Origin of the sequence: Paraburkholderia sp. BL6665CI2N2 (genome assembly GCF_004366535.1) — a bacterium.
Classification (GTDB): domain Bacteria; phylum Pseudomonadota; class Gammaproteobacteria; order Burkholderiales; family Burkholderiaceae; genus Paraburkholderia.
In genome coordinates this window covers 5,873,571-5,899,979 of the sequence record NZ_SORC01000001.1, presented here as the reverse complement: position 1 = coordinate 5,899,979, position 26,409 = coordinate 5,873,571, and the positions used below count along the sequence as shown (strand labels likewise).

Sequence of the window (26,409 nt, the reverse complement as noted above, 5' to 3'; positions counted from 1 at the left end):
CAGCATGCTTCGTTAGAATCGGAAATTCGCTTTCAACGCGCTTTCTCGCGCGTCACCCTCCTCGAGATTTCCGTGTCAGACCGTTCCTCCGAATTCGCCGCCCTTCCCGCCGCCCACCGCGACCTCTCCGATACGGCCCGGCAGCGCGCCCGTCTCGCCACGATGGCTGTTTTCTTCATTGCCGGCATGATGTACGCGTCATGGGGCGTGCATGTGCCGACGGTGCGCGACCGTTTTCATCTGAACGCGGCGCTGCTCTCGTTCGCGTTGCTGGCTGTCGCCGGCGGCTCGATCGGCGCGATGGCGGCCAATGCTTCGTGGATCGCGCGAGTCGGCACGCGCCGCGCCTGCCTCGCCGGCGGCCTCGTGATGGCGGTGTGCGCGGCGCTGATTCTGGTCGTGCCGGCTTACTGGATGCTGCTGGTCGTGCTGGCCGCCTTCGGCGCGGGCATGGCCACGCTGGATGTCGCGATGAACGCCGAGGCCAGCGCCGTCGAAAAAGCGCTCGGCAAGCCGATCATGTCGTCGTTGCATGGCATGTTCAGCGTCGGCGGGATGTTTGGTGCGGCGGTCGGCGGGGCGCTGCTGTCGCGCGGCATGGCGCCGGCGGTCCATCTTGCGCTGGCTGCCGCGGTCAGCACGCTCGTGCTGATCGCCGCCTGCCCTTCCGTGCTGCCGCACGTGCCGCATGCCGACCACCCCGACTCCGCCGCGCCGCGCGCGAATCGCTGGCGCTCGCCTGCGTTGTGGGCGCTCGGCGCAATGGCGCTGGTTGCGCTGATCGCCGAAGGCGCGATGTACGACTGGGCCACCGTCTACATGCGCGACGTCGTGCTGGCCACGCCCGCGCTCGCGAGCGCGGCCTACGCGGCGTTCTCCGGCGGCATGGCGGCCGCACGCTTCGGCGGCGACGCCGTGCGCGCCCGCTTCGGCGCACCGCAACTGGTGATGGCAAGCGCGACGCTCGCCTGCGTCGGGATGGTCGGCGCGCTACTGCTGCCGAACGCGGTTGCGGCGCTGATCGGCTTCACGCTGATGGGTCTCGGGCTCGCGAACATGATGCCGGTGCTGTTCGCGGCGGCGGCGGGCGTGAAAGGCATTCATCCGGCGGAAGGGCTCGCGCATGTTGCCGGGCTGGCGTACTTCGGGCTGCTGCTCGGGCCGGTGATCATCGGCGCGGTGACGCAGGTGACCAGTTTGCCGATCGGGTTGTCGGTGGTCGCGATCTGTTCCGCGCTGATCGCGCTCGTCGGTCCGAAGGTTTTGCGGCGTTTGAAGATCTGACGCGCAGGCGCGCCGCTGCTGCGCCATGGCGTGCGGCGGCACACGAAACGCGCTCGCTTTACGTTACGTTACGCAGCGGCCGCGCGCTGTGGCGTTCCGCGACACATTGGTTGAATGAAACGTCACCGCTCGCGGCTCTCATACCGCCAACACATTGATTTATATGCGGTTATTACGTGCACCGGCTAAGCAGATAGAAATGGCATAGGCCTTGCAGTTAGTTCCCCCAAGTAATGACCAAACTACGGGGGAGCAGACCATGAATCGCAAATTCAAGCTGACGGCGATCGCCATGTGCGTCACGTCGATGATCGTCCTGACGGGATGCGGAAGCACGTTGAACAGACCGGGCGTGGGGAGCGGATCGGGCGGCGGCACGCCGACGCCCACACCGACCCCTACACCCACACCTACGCCCACGCCGACTCCGACCCCAACGCCGACACCAACGCCCACGCCCACTCCGACGCCCACCAGCGCCAACCCCGTCGGCGTCGTCGTGCAAAACAGCGGCAACGCCGTCACCGCTGTCGGGCAGAGCGTCTCCGCCGTCGGCAGCCAGATCGGCCTCACGCCGATACCGGGCGCGAATCCGGCGACCACCACGGCGCTCGGCAATGTCGTATCGAATCTCGGCAACGGCGTGACCGCGGTCGGCACGGGCGTGGCGAATGGTTTGGGCCAGTTGGGCAATTCCACCGACCCGCTCGGCACGACGCTCGCCAGCAGTGGCAACCTGGTTTACGACGCAGGTCAGTCCGTCAACAGCGCCGGCCAACTCGTGACGAGTCTCGGCAGCGGCCCCACTGCGCCGCTCAGTCCGTTGACCACGCCGCTCGGCAGTGCGGTCTCGACGGTCGGCAACGCCGTCAGCGGCCTGGGTACGCAACTCGGCTCGCAGTTGACGAACGGCCCGATCCAGCAGGTCACGCAGACGGTCAGCACCGCGATCACGCCGATTACGAGCACGCTCGCGCAAACGACGCAAACCGTCGGCGACACCACCGGTCTCGGCGCACCGCTGAACGGTCTGCTCGCGACGGTCGGCCATGGCCTCGGCAGCGCCGGCGGCAAACTCAGCGGTGCGACCGGCAATCCGATCGGTGAGAATCTCGGCAACGTCGTCACCAAGCTCGGCGACACAGTCACGTCCGCGGGCGGCCTGCTGACGGCGGGCGGCACCGGCAGCGGCAATCCGCTCGGCGGCATCACGGGCATTCTGAATCATCCGGGCAGCGGCGGCGGCACGGGCTCGCCGCTCGCACCGTTGACCGGCATCCTCACCGCGTTGCCCGGCACCTTGAGCGGCGGCCTGACGGGCGGCAGCGGCGCCGGCGGCCCGCTCGCGCCGTTGACCAGTGTGGTCAGCACGTTGACCGGCGGTCTCGGCGGAGCGGGTTCGGGTAGTCCGCTTGGGCCGCTCACCGGCGTCGTGAGTTCGGTCACGGGCGCATTGGGCGGCGCGACGGGCAGCAGCGGCAGTCCGCTCGCACCGGTGACCTCGGTCGTGTCGACGCTGACCGGCGCGCTGGGCTCGGCCACGGGATCGGGTAGCAGCGGCGGAACCAGCAACCCGCTCGCACCGATCACCGGCCTGTTGAGCACCGTCACCGGCACCTTGAGCGGCGCGGCAACGTCGGCGGGCGGCACGACCGGCGGCGGCTTGCTCGGCGGTCTAGGCGGCATCGCTTCAAAGAAGTGACGAACAAGAATAACGACTGCACATAACGACGCGTTAAAAACAGGCGTCGCAGGGGGGCGGCGAGCCGGGCAACCGGCTCGCTGTTTTTTTATCGACGCGTCCGTCTGCGCGAGTCACACGTCAACGATGCAGCGCCGAAGCGCCGCGCTCGCTTCATCCGCACGTCACAGTTCGTGATACGTATCGTAGTGACGCGAGAACTCGTTACCGCGCAGAAAATTGGTGAACGTCATCGTCACCGACGCGTCGAGGCCTTCCACGTAATGCCACCAGCCGATCGGCAAAAACAGCAACTCGCCGGGCGCGAGCGTGCATTCGATCAACTGCGCCTGGCGCATTGACGGGAAGCTGTCGTAGTCGATCGCCGCACCGTCCACTTGCGAATAGCAATGCAGATGGTTCGCCATATATGGCGTGTCCGACAGCGGCACGAGTTTGATCTGTTTGCGGCCAATCACCTGAGCCATGAAGTTGTTGGTCAAGTCGTGATGAAACGGCGTCTTTGTGCCCGCCGGTCCCATCCAGAAGAAACCCGTGTCGGGCGATGCAGCGTCGAGATATTCGTCGATTGACGGCACGTCGGGCCATAACGCCGCGAGCGCCGCGCGGTTGTGCGAGGTGTTATTGGCGGTCATATAGAAATCGTCAGTCGGCCCGCTCTGTTCGACGAGGTCGACATAGTCCGCAAAGCGCATCATGCGCCGGAGCCTGGGCTGATTGATTTCGTAGTTCGCGTCCGAATCGCGGCCGAACTGCACCTCCACTTCACGATCGCCGCACCGCTCGCGAAAGTAGTCCCAATTCCACCGCGAACGTGCAGGCCAGACATCGAATGCGCCGGTAATGATCACCGGCCGGTTCAGAAAGTAGTACTGCTCAAAGAACGCATCGCGCGATAACCGTTCGCGCCGTTCGACCACAGCGCTCGCCGCGCGCATGCGATTGAGCTCGCCGTACACCGACAAAATCCATTCGCGCTTGCGCAAACGATTGCGCAGACGCGTTGCACCGTGAAAATAAGGACTCGCGAGCGCCGCGTCGATTTCCCGCGTGGCATCGGCCGCGTCGAAACCGTGGCCGACCAGCGCGCCATGCAACGCGGACGACGGTGCGTCGAGCATCAAATTTTCGGCAATCCAGCGGCGCCACGCGTCGTCGAACGAACGGGTTACGGCAGTCACGGCGGTCTCTCCCGACAAAGCGGATCCGCAAAAGAAAAAAGCACGCGGACCTTGCGGCGCGCGTGCCTTTTAAACCCTGCAACCGAAGACAGACAACACGCTGCCTTCGATCACGGGTTTTTACATCTTCACTACGTCGAGCAGCGTCTTCTTGCCGGACTTGTAGTTGTACAGCGAGATCACGCCGTGCTGAAGGTCGCCCTTCGAGTCGAACGTGGTTTCACCGATCACACCCTTGTAATCCGTGCTCGGCATAGCTGCCAGAATCTTCGCCGGATCGGTCGAGTTAGAACGCTTCATAGCGTCGACGATGATGTACACAGCGTCATACGTGAACGGAGCGTAGATCTGGATCGGCTGACCGAAACGCTTCTGATACTTGGCGAGGAACGCCGAACCGCCAGCCATCTTCTCGAGCGCCATACCGGCTTCCGAGCAGACGATGTTGTCGGTTGCGTCGCCGGCCAGGTCCGACAGCTTGTCGGTACACACGCCGTCGCCTGCCAACACCTTCGCGCGCAGGCCGAGCTGCTTGGCTTGCTTGGCGAACGGGCCGCCGGTGGCGTCCATGCCGCCGTACATGATCGCGTCCGGGTTTTCGCCCTTGATCTTCGTCAGAATCGCGCGGAAGTCGACAGCCTTGTCGTTCGTCGCATCATGCGACATCACGTTCAGGCCCAGCGACTTGGCGGTCTTTTCGAATTCGTTCGCCAGACCCTGGCCGTAAGCGGTCGAGTCGTCGACGATCGCGACGCTCTTCACTTTCAGACCCTTCGCTGCGTAGTTAGCCAGTGCCGGACCTTGTTGCGCATCGGTCGCGACGACGCGATACGTCGTCTTGAAACCTTGTTGCGTGTAGGCCGGGTTCGTTGCCGACGGCGAGATCTGCACGATACCTGCATCGCTATAGATCTTCGAAGCCGGAATCGACGTGCCCGAATTCAAGTGGCCAACCACTGCCACGACCTTGTCGTCGACCAGTTTCTGGGCGACTTGAGTTGCCGTGCGCGGGTCAGCTGCATCGTCTTGCGGATCGAGTTGCAGCGTGATTTTCTGGCCACCGATCGTCAGGCCCTTGGCGTTGATTTCTTCAACTGCCAGGCGCGCGCCGTTTTCGTTGTCTTTACCCAGGTGAGCGATACCGCCAGTCAGCGGTGCAACGTGACCGATCTTGACGACCGTGTCGGCTGCAGCCGAAGTTGCCAACGTCGCGAACAGCATCGCCGCAGCGCTGATCGGCAACAGCTTTTGAATCTTGATGTTCATGTAAGTCTCCAGTTTCGGTCCCAAAAACAACGTAATCGCCCTGTGCCCCCGCTTCCCCAACACGTGTCGCTCAGTCCCGTGGACGACCACGCCGGTTGCATCGTTCATGCACTTGGCCAGCACGCTTACCGGACTGTTTGTGGCAGGCGGCAAACCGTACTTGCGCGCAAGTGTAGGCCATCAAATTAATTTGTGGGGCTTTTTTGAGGAAGTGGGATGAACACTAATAGCGTTTATCCAACAAGCGCCGATTCCGGCTGGAGAGAGTGACTGGAAAGCACCAGCCCATGCGGGTTTCCGCCAGGAGAGGCTTTTGTCTAACTGCACGGCCTAAAGCTTTTAGCGTGTTAAACCGTTAATCATCCGAATAGGCTTCGTGCTTGAAAAGGAGGCACGTCCGGACGCTGTCCGGATCCTGTCGAATCAGCGTTTGAACGCAGCGATGCGCGCGGTCACCGCGCGCCATTCGTCTTCGAGTTGGCCCATCAGTTCGGCGGCGCCGATATCTTCGCGGCGGCGGCGGCCCAAAGGCGCGCCCTGGCCCGACCATAGGGAGAGATAGTCGCCGTTTTCCGCGCGGCTCGCGGTTTGCCGCAACTCCTGCGTCAACGCGTTTTGCACCGGATACGGCGCGATCTTTTCAGCCGCTTCGCTCAAACGCTGCATCAACGGATTGCGTATCCCGCGCGCATGGCGGCCGGTGATCGCGCGCGTGACCGAAGTCGACGTGTCGGACGTGGCGCGCACGCGGGTTTTCCATATCTGCGGAATCGCGCTCTCGTGACAGGTGAGAAACGCGGTGCCCATCACCGCGGCTTGCGCGCCGAGCGCGAGCGCGGCGACGATACCGCGTCCGTCCATGATGCCGCCGGCAGCGAGCACCGGCAGTCCGGTCGCGTCGACTAGTTGCGGTACGAGCGCCAGCGTGCCGACCAACGCATCTTCGAATGCGCCGATGAAGGTGCCGCGATGCGCGCCCGCCTCCGCCCCTTGCGCGACAATGGCATCGGCGCCCGCGTCGCGCCAGGCCACAGCTTCGGCGGCATGCGTCGCGGTGCCTATTACATATAGACCGTTGTCGTGCAGACGGGCGACATCGTCGGCCGGGAGCAAGCCGAATGTGAAGCTCGCCAGCGGCACGCGCAATTCGATCAGCATGTCCAGTTGCGCGCGAAAATCCGGCGCGTAGCGTGCGAGCGGAGCGCCCGGCGGCAAACCGAGATCGTGCCGCACGGGATCGATGGCTTCGAGCGCGGTACGCACGGTCGCGTCGTCCGGCGCAGCCGGTTCGAGCACGAACAGATTCACGCCGAACGGACGATCCGTCAGCGCGCGGATCGCCGCGACTTCGCTCGCGATCTTCTCGGGCGAGAGCGCCGCGCACGCCAGAAAGCCGAGACCGCCGGCGTTCGATACCGCGGCGACCAGCGCCGGCGTCGTCGCGCCGCCCGCCATCGGCGCCAGCACCACCGGCACGCGCAACCCGAACCGCTCGGCAAACGGCGTCACAAAACTGCCTTCACTCATGATGGACTCCTTTCCCGTCAATGCGCTGGCCGCATGAGCGAGCCAACACGCTTCAATGTACCGAGCCGGCGCGCGCGGGGAAAATGAATTATCGAGAATGTTTCAATCGCCTTACGAGATTTCCGCCTCACGGGGCCGCGCTGCGCGGCGTTTCTTTTGGTGGCAAACTGACCGCCCCGCTTCAGGCGTTCAGGCCTGTGGCCTTCACTCGGACCGACCTCGCGCAGCCGCGCGCGAGTCAATGGAGAGCAACATGAGCACCACTTCCCGATGGATCGACATTCCCGCCGGCAACGACAGTTTCGGCGGCTACCTGGCGTTGCCTAAAGGCGGCAAGGGACCGGCCGTCATCATCATTCAGGAAATTTTCGGCGTGAACAGCCATATCCGTTCGGTCGCGGATCAGTACGCGCAAGACGGCTACGTGGCGCTTGCACCGGACGTGTTCTGGCGCGTGCAACCGCGCGTGGAATTGACGTACGACGGCGCCGATCGCGAGAAAGGCATTGAGCTGATGCAGAAGCTCAAGGTCCACGAAGCGGTGGCCGATATCGGCGCAGCCGCCGCCGCACTGCGCGCCATGCCGGAAGTGACCGGCAAGGTCGCGGCGATCGGCTTCTGCTTCGGTGGCCGGCTCGCGTATCTGGCCGCGGCGCAAGGCACGCTCGACGGCGCGGTCGCCTACTACGGCGGCGGCATCCAGAACCAGCTCGACGAAGCCGCGAAGATCAAGGTGCCCATGCAGTTCCACTACGGCGAACTCGACGCGCATATCCCGGTGTCGGCTGTCGGTGAGATTCAGGAACGCTTCGCCGGCCGTACCGACGCCGAATTCCACATCTATCCGAACGCCGATCACGGCTTCAACTGTTCGGACCGCGCGTCGTATAACCAGCGCGCCGCTGCATTGGCGCACGGCCGGACGCTGACGTTCCTCGGCGAACGTCTGTAAAGCGCGGTTCTGGCGGCGTGCTTGTGTGCGCCGCCAGTCGCGTCGATTGATTGCGCGCACCCAGTGCGCTTTTTTCTGGGTGCTTTGCATTGGCGCAAGTAACTCGCGCGCGTAACTCAGTTACTCTCTCGAAGACGGCATTTCAGTGGCACGCCGTCTTTCCCTTTACGGCGACTAATCCGGGCGACGGCAATTCGCCGCGCGCTTCATCGTGCGCATGGACCGCCGGCCGATTCAATACTCGATAGCGAGGGCTCCTTCGTCGTGCATTCAGACTATCTCGCCCATGACGCCACCGGCCTCGCCGAACTGGTACGCAAGCGCGAAGCAAGCGCGCGCGAGTTGCTCGACATCGCGATTTCACGCACGGAAGCGGTCAACCCTGCGATCAACGCGATTGTCCTGAAGGACTACGATGCAGCCCGTCAACGCGCTTCGCGCGACGACGCGAGCCGGGCGAACGGCGCAAACAACGCCGATGGCGTCAGCGCGCAAACCGCGCTGGCCGGCGTGCCTTATCTGATCAAAGACCTCGGCGCGCCGGTCGCCGGACTGCGCATGGCCATGGGCAGCCGCCACTACCGTCATTTCATTCCCGCCGAAGACGCGCCCGTGGTCGCGCTGGCGAAAGCGGCCGGCCTCAACATCTTCGCCAAGACCAGCACGTCGGAACTTGGACAGATGCCTTATACGGAGCCCGAACTGTTCGGCGCATGCCGCAATCCGTGGAATCTCGACCATACGCCTGGCGGCTCGAGCGGCGGCGCGGCGGCGGCGGTTGCCGCGGGTATCGTGCCGCTCGCGCATGCGTCGGACGGCGGCGGGTCGATCCGCATTCCCGCGTCGTGCTGCGGACTTTTCGGGCTCAAACCATCGCGCGGACGCGTGCCGCGTGCGAGCGCGGTGGTGGCAGCCGGCGAACTCGGCGTCGATCATGCGGTGTCGCGCAGCGTGCGCGACAGTGCGTTGCTGCTCGATCTGCTTGGCGGCAATGTCGACCGGCCGCTCGGCGCGCCGGGCACGTTTCTGGGCGCGAGCCGCGAGACGTGCAAGCCGCTGAATATTGCGTACGTCACCGAGCCGATGCTGGCGCCGTCGCTTTCCGCCGACGCGCGCGCCGCGCTTGACGATGCCGCGCAACTTGCCAGTTCGCTCGGCCATAACATCGAACCGGTATCGCTCGGCATTGACTTCGCGGCGGTTCGTCATGCGTTCCTCACGCTCTGGTCCGTCACGGCAGAAGACCTGGTGTTGAACGCCGAGCGCATTAGCGGCCGCAAACCGCTGCGCGCCGAGTTCGAAATTTCGACGTGGACGATGGCGCATGTGGGCCGCAAGCTCGGCGAACGCGGCCTGCCCGCCGCGCTGGAAGAACAGCGTCGCATCACCGAACGGCTCACCGATCTGCTGAATCGCTACGACGTGATTCTGTGCGCCACGCTTGCCGCGCCGCCGATCAAGATCGGCGAGATGCAGCCCACTTCGGCGGAGCGGATGCAGATGCGCGCCGTCACCACCATGCCGCTCGAAGCACTGTTGAAGAAGGTGCTGTCGGAAGCGTCGGACAAGGCGTTTACGTGGGCCGGTTGTACTGAACTGTTCAACCTGAGCGGCCAGCCGGCCATGTCGGTGCCGCTTTACTGGAATGCGCGCGGGTTGCCGATCGGCGTGCAATTCGCGGCGCGCGTCGGCGGTGATGCGACGCTTCTGCGTCTGGCCGCGCAACTCGAAATGGCACGACCGTGGTTCGACAAACGGCCGCCGTTGATACAGGCGCGCAATTAGGCGAAGCAACTGGCGGCGGCGAAAGAATGTGTCGTAACGAAGTGACGCAGAGAACCGGGCACCGGCGTCGGCGCCTGACTTAAACCGCGCCGCCGTTCAGGCCGGCTTGCGATGCGCGTCGAGATCCGCGTGGCGCTTGCCCGGAATGCAGGCCACCGCGACGATCGACAGCGCCAGTCCGCCCATCACGTAGTAAGTCGGCGCGAGCGGCGAGCCGGTGGCGTCGATCAGCCACGTCACGACAAACGGCCCGAAGCCGCCGAACACCATCACCGCGATGTTGTAGGCGAGCGATAAGCCGGTCGAGCGGACGTTCGCCGGAAACAGCTCCGCGATCAGCGCGCCGAACGGTCCGTAGTAGCCGGACAGCGTGATCGACAGCAGCGCCTGCACGAGAATCAGTTTCGACACGCTCGGCTCCGCCGCAAGCCACGCAAACAGCGGATAAATGATCACGAGCGTAATCACCAGCGACCACAGCGACAGCCCCTTGCGTCCGATCCTGTCAGACCATGCGCCGGCCAATGGCGACAACACCGTCAACAGCAGATTGCCGACGATCACCGCGTAAAAGGATTGCGCGTAGGGCAGCTTCAGCTGATTGACCGCGAAGGTGGGCAGATAGCTGATCAGCACGTATATCGTCACCGTGAGCGCGATCACCGAGCCGAGTCCGCAGAGCACGTCGCGGGTGTGAGTCTTGAAGACTTCGCCGAGCGTCGCGCGCCGCGCGGTTTTTTGCGCGAGCAGAAACGCTTCCGAATCGGCGAGATGCCGGCGGATGTAGATGCCGATCGGCCCGATGATCAAACCCAGAATGAACGGCACGCGCCAGCCCCAGGATTTCAACGCCTCGGGCGACAGTCCGCGCGTGATCAAGGCGCCCACCAGCGCGCCGAGCAGCAGCGCCGCCGCCTGGCTTGCCATCTGCCAACTGCCGTAAAAGCCGCGCTTCGAAAACGGCGCCGCTTCGATCAGCAACGCCGTCGAACTGCCGAATTCACCGCCGGCGGAAAAGCCTTGCAGCGAACGTCCGATTACGATCATTAACGGAGCGCCGATGCCGATCGCCGAATACGGCGGTGCGATCGCCAGCACCAGAATGCCGAGTGTCATCAGGGCGATGACGAGCGACAACGCCGCTTTGCGTCCCGCGCGATCCGCATAGAGTCCGAGTACGATGCCGCCGATCGGCCGCATGACGAAGGCGACGCCGAACGTCGCGGTGGCGAGGAGCAACGACGAATAGTCGCTGCCGGCCGGGAAGAACAACTGGGCGATCACCACCGTCAGAAAACCGAACACGGTGAAGTCGTACCACTCGAGTGCATTGCCGATCACAGCCGCGACGACGGCTCGCGTATGAAGGCTCCTTGACGCTGGTCTCATTCGGATCTCCAGCCTGCCAAAAGTATCCTGTAGTGCGTCGTTTTAGTGCAATGCCGTGTTAGCGCGAGCGAGAAAAAGAGCGCGAGCCGTAGAGGTCGCATTGGAGTGTAAAGAGCGCATAGGCGGTTTTCAAGCAGCAAAAAGACGTCTGCCGCGCGAGGTGGCAGACGTCTGAATGATGGGACCTTGAATACGCGCTGCGATGTTGCGGCGCATTTCGCGCAACACGAAGTGCGCGTGCGGCTGATGGGTAATCAGGCCTTCTTGTTATATGCGCTGCACCAACCCTTGCTCGCGACCTGCTTGCCGGCGAACATCGGGCAGCCGGCATAGGCGTCGGTCGGCTTGCCCTGATAGAAGCTGCAGTTGCCGCAGTCCTGACCTGCTGCGTATTTGGCGAACTTCGCCTTGTCCACTTTCGCGGCGTCTTCCTTGTAGCCGAGTGCTTGCGCGGTCGGATCGGTTTCGGAAACTTTCGGTGCGTCGGCGAACGCCTGGCGCGACAGCGCGAAGCTTGATGCCACACCAATGCTGGTGATCAAGAATGTACGACGGGAAGGTTTCATGGGGACTCACTCCATTTATATTGAACTGATCGCCGTTCTGGTGACAGCGGTCCCCAAGGATAGCAATGAAGCCGTCGCGCGTGACGGTCCAAATGATAGAGATAAGCGAATTGGTACGACCGCGCGGCTGAATGTCGCGCGGAATGCGAATCGATCGCAGACGAAGTGAGCGCTCGCGGTGAAGCGCGCGATGCGCGAACCGCGCGCTCGCAGCGAGATCGTCGCTGCGAATCACGCGCGTCCGCTCAACTCGCACACTCGCTGCGCGATGGCGAGCGACGCTGTCAATCCTGGCGACTCGATACCGAACAGATTGACGAGTCCACGCACACCGTGCGCAGCCGGACCTTGAATCACGAAGTCGGCAGCGGGTTCGCCGGGACCGGAAAGCTTCGGACGAATCCCCGCATATGCGGGCTGCAATGCATCGTCCGGAAGCGCGGGCCAGTAGGCGCGAATCGCCGCATAAAACGATTCCGCGCGACGCGGATCGACGTCGTAGTTGATCGCATCGACCCATTCGACATCGGGACCGAAACGCGCCTGGCCGCCGAGGTCGATGGTCAGATGCACGCCGAGTCCGGCCTCGTTCGGCATCGGATAAATCAGGCGGCTGAACGGCGCGCGCCCCGAGATGCTGAAGTAGTTGCCGCGTGCGAGATAGAGCGGCGGCACATGCCGCGCGTCGAGTCCGCGGATTCTGCGCGCCAGTGCGTTCGCCTGCAAACCGGCGCTGTTGATCACGCACGCCGCGCTGATCGTGGTCGGTGCGCCACCGCCCACGTTGATGATGAAGCGGCCGTTGCTCGCCTCGATAGCTTTGACCGGCGCGTGAAACGCACACACTGCACCGTCGCGTTCGGCGTCACCCTGCAGCGCCAGCATAAACTGATGACTATCGACGATACCCGTCTGCGGCGAGAACACCGCTTCGACACATTCGAGCGCGGGTTCGAGCGCTTGCGCCTGGTCGCCGGTGATTCGCATGAGGTCGAGCACACCGTTGTCGCGGCCTTTGGCCATGATGCTTTCGAGCTGAGGAATCTGGTTGCGTGAAGTGGCCACCAGCAATTTGCCGCAGCGTGAATGCGGCACGTTGCGCTCGACGCAGTAGTCATAGAGCATCTCGCGGCCGCGCACGCAAAGCGCGGCTTTGAGCGAGCCACGGGGATAGTAGATGCCCGCGTGAATCACTTCGCTGTTGCGCGAGCTGGTGCCCACGCCGATTGCTTCAGCGGCTTCCAGCACGATGACGTCGCGGCCCCGCGCCGCCAGTGCGCGCGCCACCGCGAGCCCGATCACGCCGGCGCCGATCACTACACATTCGATTTGGTCCATGTCCCTTGACGCGGCCAACATCGCCGCGCGCTACCTCGTTCACCCGATCAAGATGAAGACAAGGTGCGGCTTTCGCGTGCCTTACACCGCTCGCTGCCGAACGCACCTGTCCATTCGCCACCGCTACGCAAAATTGTACGACGCCTTACAGACACAAATGCCCGCAGTCGGTAATGGCTGCGGGCATGCGGTCTTGTGCGGATTTCAAACGTAGTGGCCGGACTCAATCAGTGTACGCCGTCGGGGGTCGCGGCGCTCGCTTCTTCGTATGTGGGGCGAATGGGAGGCACTGCCCGCGTTGTATCTTATTAATAGCAATAATTGCCGCGACATTCATTGTGCTTCGAGCACAGATTCCTGCCTTTGGCCATAAAAAAGCCGCCCGAAGGCGGCTTTGCTGCGAAAAAGTGGCAAAAATGCTCAGAAACCGATGGGTTTTCGCCGGTTTCCGTGGTCCAGGCGAATGTCGCCCGCTTCGACATGATCCCGACCATCGATCCGCGCCGCGCCGAAGCCGTTGAGAATCGCGCGGCGCATTTCACGCGGTGACGCCCGCATCAGCGCGTCGAGCGCGTCGTCACCCAGCACCTCGGGAAAGCGCAGGCCCCAGTTGTGCGCGCTGCGGATCTCGTCGTAGATCGCCTGGGCGATACGGCGCGCGCCGTCGCGATCCGGCGGCGGGATCTCATACACGTTCATCCGGTTCAGGATCGGCTCGGGAATCGAGCGTTCGTCGTTCGCCGTCGCGATCCAGATCACATGCCCAGCGTTGATCGGAATCTCGGCGAACTCGTCGATGAAGGTCTGCGCCGTGTCGTGCTCCAGCAGCGCATACAACGCACCGAGCGGATCGTATTGCGAATCGCCGGTGGCCTTGTCGATTTCGTCGACGGCGATCACCGGATTCGCGTAACTGCCGTTCACGAGCGCATCGAACACCTTGCCCGGCTTCGCGTTCTTCCATTGGGAGGAAGCGCCCGACAGAATCCAGCCCGCCGTCAGCGAACTCATCGCTACGTATTGGTACGAGGTGCCGAGCAGGCGCGCCAACTGCTTGGCAAAGTGAGTCTTGCCGATGCCGGGGTCGCCGAGCAGGAGGATCGGCATCAGTTCGAGCCGGTCTTCGGTCTCGAGGCATAAGGCGACCTGCTTGCGAATGTCGTCGAGTGGCGCGGAAAAGTTGGGCAGCGCGTCGATCAGATCGTCGATCGACGGCATGCGGTTCGGCTTCACGCAAAAGCGCAGATTGCCGGTCTTCAGCATCTTTTCGTAAGTTGCGCGCAGTGCCTCGTTCGCGCCTTCACCGAGATCGTTCAGCGCGGTCTCGACCTGATCGAGGTCGTACACCCTGCTGAAAGACGCCACGGCGATTTCTTGTTTGACCATTGCTGTTGTCATCGCTCACCCCGTCTGGCTGGTCTTGCTGCTGCGGCTCCTTGTATGGCGCCGTTTCAAGTCCAGTGTAACGACGACATATTCGCGTGCAAGCCAGCAGTCTCGCCACTCTGCTGCTAACAGCGGGTTGTTTTTGGTGATTGCCGGCCTTACCTGAAATGGATTGTTGCTGAACCCGGCCCCGTTTGACGTGTCAGAAAGGCGTTACGCCCATCAGGGGTAAGATGGCCTTCTGATTACTCGGCCGGATCTCGTGACCGGAGAATGCTTCTATGTGGAAAACCAGTATCGTGGCCGTGTTGCTCGGCACTTCGTTGCTTGCGAACGCACAACAAAGCGCATCACAGAGCGCACCGCAAAGCACACCACAACGGCCGGCGCAGCAGGTCGTGCAATGGCAGTTGCAGGTCATGCGCGACGGCCAGCAAATCGACGCGTTCGACGGCACCACCACCGTCGGCCAGGCGCGCACGGACACGCATCACAAGATGGTGCAGCATAGCGTCGGCTGCAAGGATCAGCCGGCCGGCAGTATCGATCTGGCGCGCACGCTGACCGTCTCGCCGCTGCAGGCGGATGCGAGCGGCGTCACCATGTCGATCGACGCACAGGAAACATTCGAGGAAAACGCCGCGCGGCAAACCGACACCGGCTGCAAGCTGCCGCCGCAACCGCGCCAGGTGAGCGCGAGCCATCCGGGTCTGAGGCTGGCGCCGGGGCAATGGGCCACGTGGACCATCGTCGACAAAGACCCGAACCTGGTCTACCGCGTACGTGCAAGTCTCGCGGACAGCGCAACCTCGGCAAACTGATCGAACTGATGCAAAGCACACGCAAGCGAACACGCAAACAGCACGCGGCTAACCGACGCCCCCAACCAGAACACGTGGACAACGCGGCATGCGAAACCCCGAAGAATTGATCCGCGAGAGCGTAGCGCCCAAAGATTTCGTCGCGGTGAGCTGGAACCTGCATAAAGGCCGCACACCGCTCGGCTTTCAGGCATGGCAAGCCATGCAACGCTGGGTGCAATCGACCCATGCGGACGCCTATTTTTTACAGGAAGCGATGGCGCGGCGCATGCCGTCGCCGGTATTGGCGAGCAGTTTCGGCTCGCCGCTCGCCGATCCGTTGAGCGATGTCTGGCATTGCCAGGCTACTGAAATCGCGCGCGCGCTCGAACTCGAAATCGCGCTCGGACCAAACGTTTTCAAACCATCGTGGCGGCATGGTAATGCGATTTTGTCGCCGCATCCGCTGGATCTCGGCGGACGTTGGGACATTTCCGCGCATCGCTTCGAAAAGCGCGGTCTGCTGGTGGCCCGCGCGACTTTCGGTGGTCACTCGGTCACGCTGCTGTGCGCGCATCTTGCGCTTACACGCTCAGCCCGCTTGCGTCAGATGAACTGGATCGCGCACTGGATCGCGAAGGAAGCACCCGAAGGTCCGCTGGTGCTCGCCGGCGATTTCAACGACTGGCGCAACGATTCCGTGCCGCTCTTCGGCGAACATGGTTTGCAGGAAGTCGCCACGCTGCTCGGCGAGTCGGGCCGCACTTTTCCGGCTTTCTCGCCCGCGCTCGCGCTCGACAAAATGTTCGTGCGTGGCATGAAGCCGATCGAATGGATCCAGCCGACGCAGGAGACCGCGTGGCTCTCGGATCACTTGCCGTATATGGCGCGCTTGCGAGTCGAATAGAAGCGAACCCGAGCGCACGCGCCGCACGTTAGTCCTTGTGCGGCGTCCATTTCACCGTCGCGGCGATCTGCTCGCCCGGCTGCAATACGCAGCCGCCCACGTGCTCACGCCGGGCGACCGCGTTGAAGCAGTCCGTGGTATTCGTCACGGGTTCCACGCACAGTTGCGGGTCGTTGGCGGGCGCGAAGATCACCATGTGATCGAACGGGGCGTCGGCGGTCATCGTTAGTCGACGGTGTTCGTCGGGCCACGCTATAGTCGCCTCGCGCGACCAGTTCGCGAAGTTGTTGTCGAGACCGAACGCGTCCGGCGACATGCCTTCGCGCAACGCTTCCACCGCGGGATGCGCGCCGAGATGCGTCGGCAACACGTCGGCGTCGGCGTGCCACATGGCTTTCACCTCAGCGTACACGCGAGTCTGCGCGGTGCGCGGATAGTACGGGTGATGCCCCATGCCGAACGGCATCGGCTGCGCGGCCAGGTTTTGCGCGGCTAGCGTGATGCGCAACGCGCCGCCGCTCAACTCGATTCGCTGCCGCGCGCGATAGCGAAACGGCCAGTCGCCGGGTATGCGCGCATCCGGTTCGTGTTCGAAGTGCAGTTCCACCGAGCTTTCGGTACGCGCCCCCACCTGCCACGGATGCCGCCACGCGTTGCCATGCAGCGCGTGGGCGAAACGCGTGTCATTGCCGGCGAGATCGATCGTGCGGCCGTCGAATTCGAAACGCGCGTCGCGAATCCGGTTGCAGTAGGGAAAAAGCGGAAAGCTCGCCATGCGCAGCGGATCGCGCTCAGCGAACGCCGCTGCCGAGGCCGGCCGCAACCAGTGCAATGGACCGTCGGGCGTCGTTTCGTAGAAGGCCGCCAGCGCGCCGCCCACTTCGGGCGCGATCACGACACGCAGCGCACCGGCCGAAAGCGTGACGACCGTGGCCATGACCGCGGGATCGTCGAGCCACATGAGTCCGGTCGCCGACGGCCGGATCGAATGCAAGGAAACGTCGCGCATGGTCAGAAAAGGCAGTGCCTCGGGCGGATGGCGGCATGAACGCGCATTGGCGTCTCCTGGAACGTGCCGCGCACAGCGCGCGGCCGGCGGACTGTCACAATCCGCGCGACCGAGAATCGCACGCCAAAGCACAATCGTCAATATTATTAGTAATAAATTTGTCGAATGAGCGTCCAGCAGAGGGCGATGCAAGCCTCCCAAATGACGGGTTACCGCGCGTTGCCGCGCGCATATTATTAGTGTTACCGTCAGGCACCAGGATGCCCACGGCATGCCCCAGCTTTAGCGCCGCTGCAGCGCGGCCCGCACAATGAAAAAATCGACTCAACGCCGTCCGACCATGACCGACATCGCCAAGCTCGCCGGCGTGTCGCAATCGACTGTCTCGCTGGTGCTGAACAACGCGACCGGCGCGAAGTTCTCGGAGACTACCCGCAACAAGGTACTGAAGGCCGCGCACGATCTCGGCTACCGGCTCTCGCTGCGCGAGCCGGTATCGGCCTCCGCCGATGAACGCAATCTGATCGTCTATCTCGCCGACGAAATTTCCACCAGTCCGCATCCGGTCGTGAACATCGACGGCGCGCGCGATGCAGCGTACGCAAGCGGCAAGATGCTGGCGGTCTATTCCACGCACGGCAACGCCGACATCGAGAAGCAGGTGCTCGACACCACGCTGTCCAATCCGCATGTGTTCGGCGTGATCTACGCGACCGTCTACACGCGCAAGGTAACGCCGCCGGCGGCACTGTCGCAGGTGCCGACCGTGCTGCTGAACTGCTATACGGGCGAAGGCGGGTTCTCGTCGGTGGTGCCCGCCGAGGTGGCCGGCGGCCATCTGGCGACCGACTATCTGCTGCAGTCCGGCCATCGGCGCATTGGCTATATCAACGGCGAGCCCTGGCAGGACGCGTCGAAAGATCGTCTCAAAGGCTACCGCACCGCGCTTGCGACCGCCGATCTGCCCTACGCGCCGGAAATGGTGCGCGACGGCGACTGGAGTTCGGGCCTCGGCTTCGAACTGACGCTTTCGCTGATGCGCGAGCCCAATCCGCCGACCGCGATTTTCTGCGCCAACGACCTCACCGCCATCGGCGCGATCGAAGCGTTGAAGCAACTCGGCATGCACGTGCCTGAAGACGTCTCGGTGCTCGGTTACGACGACCAGGAAATCGCCCGCCACACGCATCCGCCGCTCTCGACCGTGGTGTTGCCGAACTACGAATTGGGACGCTGGGCCGTCGAGACTTTGCTGCAGGAAGAACACAATCGTGCCGCCGGCGCGCCGGTTCGGCATCGCATGGTGAAACTGGACGGTCCGCTGGTCGAACGCGGCTCGGTCAGGGTAATTACCGAGGCGAAAAAGCCAATAATTAATATTATTAGTGATTGACCGATAATAATTCTGGGTGAAATAATCGGCACGTCCGGCGGCACAGATCAACGTCGACCGGCAGGAGAAATTAAAAAGCAAATAACACCTACCTCACCAGGTACTGGAGGAAGACATGGCGTCGCTCAACACGCAGTCGCGCGGACACGCGCGCAAGCAGCAGATTCGTCCGCTGGCGGGTTCGCTGCTGGCTCTGGCAATCGGTTTCGGCGTCGCCACCGCGCACGCCGACGACGCGCTGCCGAAGTTGCCCAGCAAGACTCCGCTGAAGGTCGGCTTCGCGCAGACCGAAAGCAACAATCCGTGGCGTCTGGCGGAAACCAAGAGCTTCAAGGACATTGCCGCGAAGTGCGGCTGGCAGTTGGTCATGACCGACGCCAACAGTTCGAACTCCAAGCAGGTGTCGGACATCCAGAACATGATCGCGCAGCACGTCGATCTGCTGGTGTTCCCGCCGCGCGAAGAAAAGCCGCTTGCGCCGGTCGTGCTGCAAGCTAAAAAGGCCGGCATTCCGGTGATCCTGGTCGACCGTAATGTCGATCAATCGGTCGCCAAGGCGGGCCGCGACTACATCACTTTCATCGGCTCGGACTTCATCGATCAGGGCCATCGCGCTGCTGACTGGCTCGTCAAGGCGACGGGCGGCAAGGCGAAAATCATCGAACTCGAAGGCACCACCGGCGCGTCCGCCGCGAACGATCGCAAGAAGGGCTTCGACGAAATCATCGCGAAGAACCCGGGCATGACGATCATCGCGTCGCAAAGCGGCGACTTCGCGCGCGACAAGGGCCGCCAGGTCATGGAAACGCTGTTGCAGGCGCATCCGGACGTGACCGCCGTGTACGCGCACAACGACGAAATGGCGCTCGGCGCGATCGCCGCGATCAAGGCCGCCGGCAAGCAGCCGGGCAAGGATATCCAGATCGTCACGATCGACGGCACCAAGGGCGGCATGGACGCGATCGCGGCCGGCGAACTCGGCGCGAGCGTGCAGTCGAGCCCGTTCTTCGGCCCGCTCGCGTGCGACGTCGCACAGCGTTACGCGAAGGGCGAAAAGATTCCGACGTGGGTTAAGGTCTCCGACAAGTTCTACGACAAGAGCAACGTGCAGCAGAACATGCAGGACGGCTATTGATCACGACGCGGAGTTGTACGCGCAGTTGCGAAGTTTGAGCGCCATGCTTTGACGGAGCGTCCACGCGCTCCAGCGGCGCCCCGAAGGAAGTCCCCCGTCCCGAAGCAAGTCCGTTAGATGCATCGGAATCGGGGGATTGCCTCGCAGGACGTCCCCGCCCCGAATCTGTCTCCTCGGGGGCGGGCGACGGGAAGGGTTCGGAGCGACGCGTTCGTGGCGGCACGAACCGTCGCTTCGCTTTTATGCGGCGTAACATGGTTCGCCAACAATGCCGGCATCAGAGCCCGAACGAAGGGCCACACCGGCTCGCATGTGCAGCGCAAAGGGCGCACGCGGCAAATCAGGCAGCACCTGCATCAGGAGGACATCCGTGACGGAATCCGGCAAAGAGACGCCACACTCCCCCATTACCCGTTCGCCGCTGCTGGAGATGCAGGACATCGGCATCAGCTTCGGCGGCGTACCCGCGTTGCGCAGCGCCAATCTGAGCGTCGCCGCCGGCGAAGTGCATGCGCTGATCGGCCAGAACGGCGCGGGCAAATCGACCATGATCAAGATCCTGACCGGCGCGTATCGACGCGCCTCGGGCAGCGTGCGCTTCGAAGGCCGCGAAGTCGATTTCCGCACGCCCAAGCAGGCGCGCGAAGCCGGCATCAGCACGATCTATCAGGAGATCAACCTGGTGCCGTTCCGCTCGGTGGCGGAGAACATTTTTCTTGGCCGTGAGCCGCGCCGTTTTGGGCTGATCGACTGGCGCGCGGTGCAGCAACGCGCCGCCGCGCTGCTCGAATCGTTCGGTTTGCAGATCGATGTGAAGAAACCCGTTGGCCGCTATTCGACCGCGATTCAGCAGATGGTCGCGCTCGCGCGCGCGGTGTCGTCGGACGCGAAGATGGTCATCATGGACGAGTCCACTTCATCGCTCGACGAACGCGAAGTGGAGCTGCTGTTCACCGTGGTGCGCAAGCTGCGCGACGACGGCCGCGCGGTGATCTTCGTATCGCACCGGCTCGACGAACTCTACGCGCTGTGCGACCGCGTTACCGTGATGCGCGACGGCGAGACGGTCGCGCAAAGCACGATGGCGGACATGGACAAGCTGCAGCTCGTCACGACGATGCTCGGCCGCACACTCGCCGCCGTCGTGCAGGACGACGCCGAAGCACGCGAAGCGAACCTCGCGCGACGCGGCAAGCAGATGATCGCGGCCACGCAACTGAGCGCGCACCCGAAGGTGAGCGACGTTTCACTCGAAGTGCACGCCGGAGAAGCCGTGGGTCTCGCGGGCCTGCTCGGCTCGGGCCGCACCGAAACCATGCGGCTGATGTTCGGCGCCGATCCGCTGGAGCAAGGTTCGCTCTCGATCGGCGGCGAGACAGTCGCGCTGAAGTCGCCGCAGGACGCAATCTCGCGCGGTCTCGCCTATCTCACCGAAGACCGCAAGGCCGAGGGCATCGTCCCCGAACTCTCGGTGCGCGACAACCTCACGCTCGTCTGTCTGCGCACGCTGACCAGGAACGGCGTGGTCGACGTGAAGAAACAGCAGGCGATTGTCGATCGCTTTATTCTGTCGCTCGGCATCAAGCTGCGTTCCGCCGATCAGCCGATCCGCGAACTGTCGGGCGGCAATCAGCAGAAAGTTCTGCTGGCGCGCTGGCTGGCCGCCGAGCCTTCGCTGCTGCTGCTCGACGAACCGACGCGCGGCATCGACGTCGGCGCCAAAGCGGATGTGGCGAAGATCGTGCGCGAGCTGCGCGACGCGGGCCTCGCCGTGCTGCTGTCCGCTTCCGAACTGGAAGAGCTGACGGCCGTGGCCGATCGCGCGGTGGTGATCCGCGACGGCCGCACGGTCGCCGAACTGAATGGCGCCGACATGAGCGAGACCGCGATCATGGACGCCATCGCCTACGGCAGCGACGGCCATTCGGAACTCGCGGAAGCCGCGCAAACGGCAAACGCCGCACACATCGAAGACGCGTTGGAGGACGACCGTCATGGCGCTTAAGTTGCACACCGAATCGTTGCACACCGAGCCGCCGCTCGGCGAAACCGCCCAGCAGACGGCGGCCGCTTTGCCCGCCTCCCCGGCAACCACGGTGCGTAAATGGCGCCATCTCGCCATGCAGCGCGAAGTCATCGTGCTGCTCGCGATGGTGCTGTTCAACCTGATCTTCACGCCGCACTTCTGGTCGCTGCAAACCTTCAACGTCAACATGACGCAGGTGGTGACGATCGTGATCGTCGGCATCGGCATGACGCTGGTGGTGGCGACGGGCGGCATCGATCTGTCGGTGGGCGCGTCGATGGCGATCTCCGGTGCGCTCGCGCCGATGCTGTTCCTGAACATCGCCGGCCCCGGCGGCATCGCGCTCGCGTTCGTGCTGCCAGTACTCGCCGCCGCGCTGTGCGGCGTCTTCAACGGCCTGCTCGTCACGAGGTTATCCGTGCAGCCGATTGTCGCGACGTTGGTGCTGTTCATCGCCGGACGCGGCATCGCGCAAGTCGTCACCGACGGCAGCCTGCAGGCGTTCAACACGCCCGCCTTTCAGTGGATCGCGCTCGGCAAGGTCGCGGGCGTGCCCTTTCAGGTGTTGCTGATGCTGGCGCTGGTCGTCCTGTTCGCATGGGTCGTGCGCAAGACGCTGTTCGGCCAGTATCTGCTGATCACCGGTGGCAATGAAAAAGCCGCCTATCTATGCGGCGTGCCGACGGCCACCGTGAAGCTGATCGCCTACACGCTCTGCGCGGCGCTCGCGGGGTTGGCGGGGCTGATCTCGATCTCCGTGAATTCGTCCTCGGATGCGAACGTGGTCGGACTCGGGGTCGAACTCGACGCGATTGCCGCGGTCGCCGTCGGCGGCACGGCGCTGACGGGCGGCAAGGCGTATATCGGCGGCACGCTGATCGGCGCGCTGATCATCCAGTTACTGCGCTACACGCTGCTCGCGCACGGCATTCCCGACGCGGCGGCGCTGGTGGTGAAGGCCGGCATCATCGTCGCGGCGGTTTATGTACAGCGGCGCTCGCGCTAAGTCTCGCTAACTCACGCGCCTCAGAGAAAATTCCGGACTCCAAGCGATGAAAAAGAATCTTCCTATCCTGCTCGCGCTGGCCGCGCTCGTCGTGTTCGGCCTCGTGCGCTACGAGCATTTCGGCTCGGCGTACAACATCACGTCGTTCTGGCGTTACAACTCGATGTTCGCGCTCATCGCGGTCGGCATGGCGTTCGTGATCATCACGGGCGGCATCGACCTATCGGTGGGCACGGTGGCCGCGCTGGCAAGCGTCGTCGCCGCGCTGACCAGTGTCCATGGCGGCTGGGTTGCCGTGCTGGCGGGATGCGCAGCGGGACTCGCGGTCGGCGTGCTCAACGGACTAATCATCACGCGCCTGAAAATCCTGCCGTTTATCGTCACGCTCGCTACGAGCCTCGGCGCGCACGGCGTCGCGCTGCTGCTCGGCAAGAACGATGCTGTGTCGATTGCCGCCGAGTCGAACTTCGGCAACTTCGGCCAGGGCGATCTGTTCGGACTGCCGATTCCGGGCATCGTCGCCGTAGTGGCGGCGCTGGCCGGTTGGCTGGCGCTGCGTAGCACGCGCTTTGGGCGGCACTCGCTGGCTATCGGCGGCAGCGAGGAAGCAGCGCGACTGATGGGTCTGAACGTCGACCGCACGCTGGTGACGGCGTATGCGGTGAGCGGTCTGCTCGCCGGCATGGCGGGCGTGATCCTCGCCGCGCAATTCGGCGCGGGACAACCTAACGAAGGCGTCGGCTGGGAGCTGTTCGCGATCTCGGCGGTGGTGCTCGGCGGCACGCTGCTGACGGGCGGCGAAGGTTCGATCGCGATGACGATTGCCGGCGTGTTGTTGCTCGGTCTGGTGTTCAACCTGCTGAACTTCGAGAACGGGCTAGGGTTTATCAGCTTGTCGGCGTACTGGCAGTCAGTGATTCGCGGCGTGTTCCTGCTGCTGGTGATCGTGTTGCAGGCTCGCGTGCTGAGACAACGTGGGAAAAAGCGGGTCGCGGCTCCGGCGTGATTGGCTGAACCACGCGGCTTGGATGATCCATTTGACCTGGCGGGGTGACGGCTAAGAGCTCGCCGCTGATCTGCTTTCCTTTGCCGCGCCTCGGAGTAATCAAAACGGCAAACGCTCAAACCCCGGCTTCAACTGGGATTCCGGCGTGGCTGACGGCCATCGCGCCGCATTTGTGTACCAACACGGCGCCGTTGCAGTTGACCGATGAAAACGTCGTCACGGACACGCCGCGACGCTTTTTCTCTCCATCCGTCGCCCTTTTTGCCAGTTTTATCAGCAGGGTCAATGCTGCAGCGCATGGCGGGTTTCGGTATCATCCTGAAAATGTTGCCCGCGCGGCGCGCCTACCCGGCGCATCCCGGACAACCGATGGCAGCCGCCCTGCGCGGCATTCGCCCATCGCCGCACCCCTGCTGAAGCGCGTAGCCGCACCACGCCAACGTATTCCGCGGCGCCGATCACAAAGACAGCCGGCGCCGGCGCTTCCAGGTCCGGTAACCCGCATGACCACGCTCAACCGCCGCGCCGCAGCCCCCAGGCAGCGGGCGCGGTAAAATAGCGGATTGCGCGTGATTCCCGTATGGGTTAGCGCAGCATCGCCCTTGCCGTGCCGGCCGGCTCAAAACGACTGGCCGCCCTTGTTTTCGCACTATCCAAGAAGCCATGAGCAACCTGAATTCACAAACCGTCCTGAGCGTCCATCACTGGACCGATACGCTTTTCAGCTTCACCTGCACGCGCGACCCGGGGTTCCGTTTCGAAAACGGCCAGTTCACGATGGTGGGCCTCGAAGTCGACGGCAAGCCGCTGATCCGCGCCTACAGCCTCGCGAGTGCGAACTACGAAGAGCACCTCGAATTCCTGAGCATCAAGGTGCAGGACGGCCCGCTCACGTCGCGTTTGCAGCATCTGAAGGTCGGCGACGAAGTGCTGATCGGCAAGAAGCCGGTCGGCACGCTGATGGCCGACAACCTGCTGCCGGGCAAGACGTTGTGGCTGTTGTCCACCGGCACGGGCCTCGCGCCGTTCATGTCGATCATTAAAGATCCGGACATTTACGAGCGCTACGAGCGCGTGGTGCTCACGCACACTTGCCGTTTCGTCGACGAGCTGGCGTACAAGGAATACATCACGGATCACTTGCCGGCGCACGAGCATCTGGGCGAGCTGGTTCAGGAAAAGCTGCTGTACTACCCGACTGTCACGCGCGAAGCGTTCCAGAACCGTGGCCGTATCACCGAACTGATCGAAACCGAAAAGCTGTTCGCCGACCTCGGCGTGCCGGGCTTTTCGCTCGAAAACGACCGCGTCATGCTCTGCGGCAGCCCGCACATGCTGCGCGACACGCGCAAGCTGCTCGACGACGCAGGCTTCCAGGAAGGCAGCAACAACTCGCCGGGTCACTACGTGGTCGAAAAGGCCTTCGTCGGCTGAGGCACGTCCCGATCTTCGCGGCCCCGCCGCCGCGAAATCAGCAAAAGGAGCCTATGGGCTCCTTTTTTTTGCCCAGTTACAATTCGGCGTCGCCGGACTGACATTTGGCGTCGGTATTCTTCCTACAAAACAGGCGTTGCAATTCATCGACCATTGCGTGAAACGTGGGCGCTAACCCTTGGTGCGACTGCATTTTTTCTTTTAATGAGATATCATCGCGGCGCATCATCAGTCGAATTATCCTGCCTGTCGTGGCCCGTCCGCCATGTTACTGAATGTAAATTTCGTTACGTCACACTGTAGCGATTCATCCGTTGCGTCCTAAGCGCGACGGCCTGCACCTGGAGGCTAGAGACCCACATGCGTTCTTTCGTCTTCGCGCCGCTCATGCGCATCCGCTTCGCTGTCCACAGCGTTTCCTGACAGGGAAAGTCATGGATACGTCGACTGTCGTCCGGTTCACCACCCCTCTTGCTTCGTCACCGGCACGTGACGGATTCGACGCGTGCGGCGCGGCCGAGCCGGCTGCGCTGACCTCGCCGGCCGATCGGGAACTTGCGCGGCTGCGCGCCCGGGTGCGCGAACTCTCGGCCGAGCTGGTTCAGGCGCAGGAAGCCGCTTGCCGCCATGTGGCGCGTGAGTTGCACGATGGCGTGGGGGCCGAACTGACGGCGACGCGTTTCGCGCTCGCCGGCGTCGAAACCTGGCTGCCCGCCGACGCGCCGCCGCAGTGCGCCGCCGCGCTTGCCGTGGCGAACCGGTCGCTCGACGCGGTGTGCGAGGCTAGCCGCCAGGCTGTCGCGGAACTGCATGCGCCGTCGCTCGAAGCCGGCATTGTCGGCGCGCTGGCGCACTGGACCGGCGACTTCGCCGCACGCACGCAACTGCGCACGAGCTTTGTGTGCGCCGCCGACGTGCGCCTCACGCGCCTGCCGGCCGACGCCGCACTGGCCGTGTTCCGCGTCGCGCAGGAAGCGTTGAACAATATCGCCAAGCACGCGCGCGCCGAATCCGCCGATGTGCGGATCGAAACCAGCCGCCGTCACCTCACGCTGCTTATTAGCGACGACGGTGTCGGCGTCACGCGCAACACCCGCAGCCGTCCCGGCCATTTCGGCCTGAGCGGCATGCAGGCGCGCTGCGCGGCTTTCGACGGCACACTGCGCCTGAGCACCCGGCGCGCCGCTTCTGAGCGCGGCGAGAACAACGAGAACGGCAAGGCGTCGCGCGGCACCCTCGTGCGCGCGCGTTTTGCCTGGGACGCGATGCTGGAGCACGCGCCGCGCGCGGCCCGGCACGCGCTGCAATCGTGAGCAC

The 26,409-nt window shown here is 63.7% G+C and carries 22 protein-coding genes; 13 read left to right on the top strand and 9 right to left on the bottom strand.

The features are described 5' to 3' along the window. The first annotated feature begins 72 nt into the window (after nt 1-72). Entirely contained in the window at nt 73-1,284 is a 1,212-nt protein-coding gene (locus B0G81_RS26490) for an MFS transporter (protein WP_134139195.1), read from the top strand. A gap of 259 nt (nt 1,285-1,543) precedes the next feature. Continuing rightward, nucleotides 1,544-2,986, top strand: coding sequence for a collagen-like triple helix repeat-containing protein (locus B0G81_RS26485; protein WP_134139192.1), 1,443 nt, complete (start codon nt 1,544-1,546; stop codon nt 2,984-2,986). Nucleotides 2,987-3,150: 164 nt separating this feature from the next. Here the strand turns inward: B0G81_RS26485 and B0G81_RS26480 are convergent, their stop codons facing one another. The 3 genes from B0G81_RS26480 to B0G81_RS26470 all read right to left on the bottom strand — a co-directional run bounded on the left by B0G81_RS26480 (nt 3,151) and on the right by B0G81_RS26470 (nt 6,960). Then, nucleotides 3,151-4,167 carry a cupin-like domain-containing protein gene (locus tag B0G81_RS26480; protein ID WP_208328556.1) on the bottom strand — a complete coding sequence of 339 codons (1,017 nt, stop codon included), beginning with the start codon at nt 4,165-4,167 and terminating at the stop codon, nt 3,151-3,153. A gap of 120 nt (nt 4,168-4,287) precedes the next feature. Further along, entirely contained in the window at nt 4,288-5,433 is a 1,146-nt protein-coding gene (locus tag B0G81_RS26475; protein ID WP_106302606.1) for a branched-chain amino acid ABC transporter substrate-binding protein, read from the bottom strand. A gap of 423 nt (nt 5,434-5,856) precedes the next feature. Then, a complete protein-coding gene (locus B0G81_RS26470) occupies nt 5,857-6,960 on the bottom strand; it encodes a nitronate monooxygenase (RefSeq protein ID WP_134139189.1) in 1,104 nt (367 codons plus the stop codon). Between the two features lie 253 nt (nt 6,961-7,213). Between B0G81_RS26470 and B0G81_RS26465 the strand changes: the two genes are divergently transcribed. Both B0G81_RS26465 and B0G81_RS26460 read left to right on the top strand, forming a co-directional pair. Then, nucleotides 7,214-7,912 carry a dienelactone hydrolase family protein gene (locus B0G81_RS26465; protein WP_134139186.1) on the top strand — a complete coding sequence of 233 codons (699 nt, stop codon included), beginning with the start codon at nt 7,214-7,216 and terminating at the stop codon, nt 7,910-7,912. Between the two features lie 264 nt (nt 7,913-8,176). Next, on the top strand, nt 8,177-9,697 hold the full coding sequence (locus B0G81_RS26460) for an amidase (RefSeq protein ID WP_134139182.1): 1,521 nt from the start codon (nt 8,177-8,179) through the stop codon (nt 9,695-9,697). A 96-nt stretch (nt 9,698-9,793) separates the two neighbouring features. Here the strand turns inward: B0G81_RS26460 and B0G81_RS26455 are convergent, their stop codons facing one another. The 4 genes from B0G81_RS26455 to B0G81_RS26440 form a co-directional block, all read right to left on the bottom strand. Then, the gene (locus B0G81_RS26455) at nt 9,794-11,086 is read right to left on the bottom strand and encodes an MFS transporter (RefSeq protein WP_106283894.1); all 1,293 of its coding nucleotides are present in this window, start codon (nt 11,084-11,086) and stop codon (nt 9,794-9,796) included. 254 nt (nt 11,087-11,340) lie between these two features. Then, nucleotides 11,341-11,652, bottom strand: a complete 312-nt coding sequence (locus B0G81_RS26450; RefSeq protein WP_116118703.1) for a high-potential iron-sulfur protein — start codon at nt 11,650-11,652, stop codon at nt 11,341-11,343. 231 nt (nt 11,653-11,883) lie between these two features. Continuing rightward, entirely contained in the window at nt 11,884-12,990 is a 1,107-nt protein-coding gene (locus tag B0G81_RS26445; protein WP_106283896.1) for an NAD(P)/FAD-dependent oxidoreductase, read from the bottom strand. Between the two features lie 420 nt (nt 12,991-13,410). Beyond that, a complete protein-coding gene (locus B0G81_RS26440) occupies nt 13,411-14,388 on the bottom strand; it encodes an AAA family ATPase (RefSeq protein ID WP_106283897.1) in 978 nt (325 codons plus the stop codon). Nucleotides 14,389-14,657: 269 nt separating this feature from the next. Here B0G81_RS26440 and B0G81_RS26435 point away from each other — a divergent pair, with 269 nt between their 5' ends. Beyond that, nucleotides 14,658-15,197: a hypothetical protein gene (locus B0G81_RS26435; RefSeq protein ID WP_134139179.1), complete on the top strand. Its 540-nt coding sequence runs from the start codon at nt 14,658-14,660 to the stop codon at nt 15,195-15,197. A gap of 88 nt (nt 15,198-15,285) precedes the next feature. Further along, nucleotides 15,286-16,083, top strand: a complete 798-nt coding sequence (locus tag B0G81_RS26430) for an endonuclease/exonuclease/phosphatase family protein (protein ID WP_012431452.1) — start codon at nt 15,286-15,288, stop codon at nt 16,081-16,083. Nucleotides 16,084-16,111: 28 nt separating this feature from the next. Here B0G81_RS26430 and B0G81_RS26425 read toward each other — a convergent pair whose 3' ends face one another. Then, the gene (locus B0G81_RS26425) at nt 16,112-17,092 is read right to left on the bottom strand and encodes an aldose 1-epimerase (RefSeq protein WP_134139176.1); all 981 of its coding nucleotides are present in this window, start codon (nt 17,090-17,092) and stop codon (nt 16,112-16,114) included. Between the two features lie 340 nt (nt 17,093-17,432). On the opposite strand from B0G81_RS26425, the gene B0G81_RS26420 reads away from it, so the two are divergent. The 5 genes from B0G81_RS26420 (at nt 17,433) to B0G81_RS26400 (ending at nt 23,658) form a co-directional block, all read left to right on the top strand. Next, nucleotides 17,433-18,485, top strand: coding sequence for a LacI family DNA-binding transcriptional regulator (locus B0G81_RS26420; RefSeq protein WP_134143211.1), 1,053 nt, complete (start codon nt 17,433-17,435; stop codon nt 18,483-18,485). A 115-nt stretch (nt 18,486-18,600) separates the two neighbouring features. Continuing rightward, nucleotides 18,601-19,620 carry an ABC transporter substrate-binding protein gene (locus B0G81_RS26415; RefSeq protein WP_134139173.1) on the top strand — a complete coding sequence of 340 codons (1,020 nt, stop codon included), beginning with the start codon at nt 18,601-18,603 and terminating at the stop codon, nt 19,618-19,620. Nucleotides 19,621-20,050: 430 nt separating this feature from the next. Then, nucleotides 20,051-21,625 carry a sugar ABC transporter ATP-binding protein gene (locus B0G81_RS26410; protein WP_243856796.1) on the top strand — a complete coding sequence of 525 codons (1,575 nt, stop codon included), beginning with the start codon at nt 20,051-20,053 and terminating at the stop codon, nt 21,623-21,625. Further along, nucleotides 21,615-22,652, top strand: coding sequence for an ABC transporter permease (locus B0G81_RS26405; RefSeq protein WP_208328555.1), 1,038 nt, complete (start codon nt 21,615-21,617; stop codon nt 22,650-22,652). The genes B0G81_RS26410 and B0G81_RS26405 overlap by 11 nt, the downstream gene beginning before the upstream one ends. Nucleotides 22,653-22,698: 46 nt before the next feature. Continuing rightward, nucleotides 22,699-23,658, top strand: a complete 960-nt coding sequence (locus B0G81_RS26400) for an ABC transporter permease (protein ID WP_134139166.1) — start codon at nt 22,699-22,701, stop codon at nt 23,656-23,658. A gap of 115 nt (nt 23,659-23,773) precedes the next feature. Here B0G81_RS26400 and B0G81_RS43810 read toward each other — a convergent pair whose 3' ends face one another. Next, complete coding sequence (locus B0G81_RS43810; protein WP_158608130.1) at nt 23,774-23,944, bottom strand: hypothetical protein; 171 nt, start codon at nt 23,942-23,944, stop codon at nt 23,774-23,776. A gap of 377 nt (nt 23,945-24,321) precedes the next feature. Between B0G81_RS43810 and B0G81_RS26390 the strand changes: the two genes are divergently transcribed. Continuing rightward, the gene (locus B0G81_RS26390) at nt 24,322-25,092 is read left to right on the top strand and encodes a ferredoxin--NADP reductase (protein ID WP_106283905.1); all 771 of its coding nucleotides are present in this window, start codon (nt 24,322-24,324) and stop codon (nt 25,090-25,092) included. A 434-nt stretch (nt 25,093-25,526) separates the two neighbouring features. Then, nucleotides 25,527-26,405 carry an ATP-binding protein gene (locus B0G81_RS26385; protein ID WP_134139163.1) on the top strand — a complete coding sequence of 293 codons (879 nt, stop codon included), beginning with the start codon at nt 25,527-25,529 and terminating at the stop codon, nt 26,403-26,405. Nucleotides 26,406-26,409: the final 4 nt, after the last annotated feature.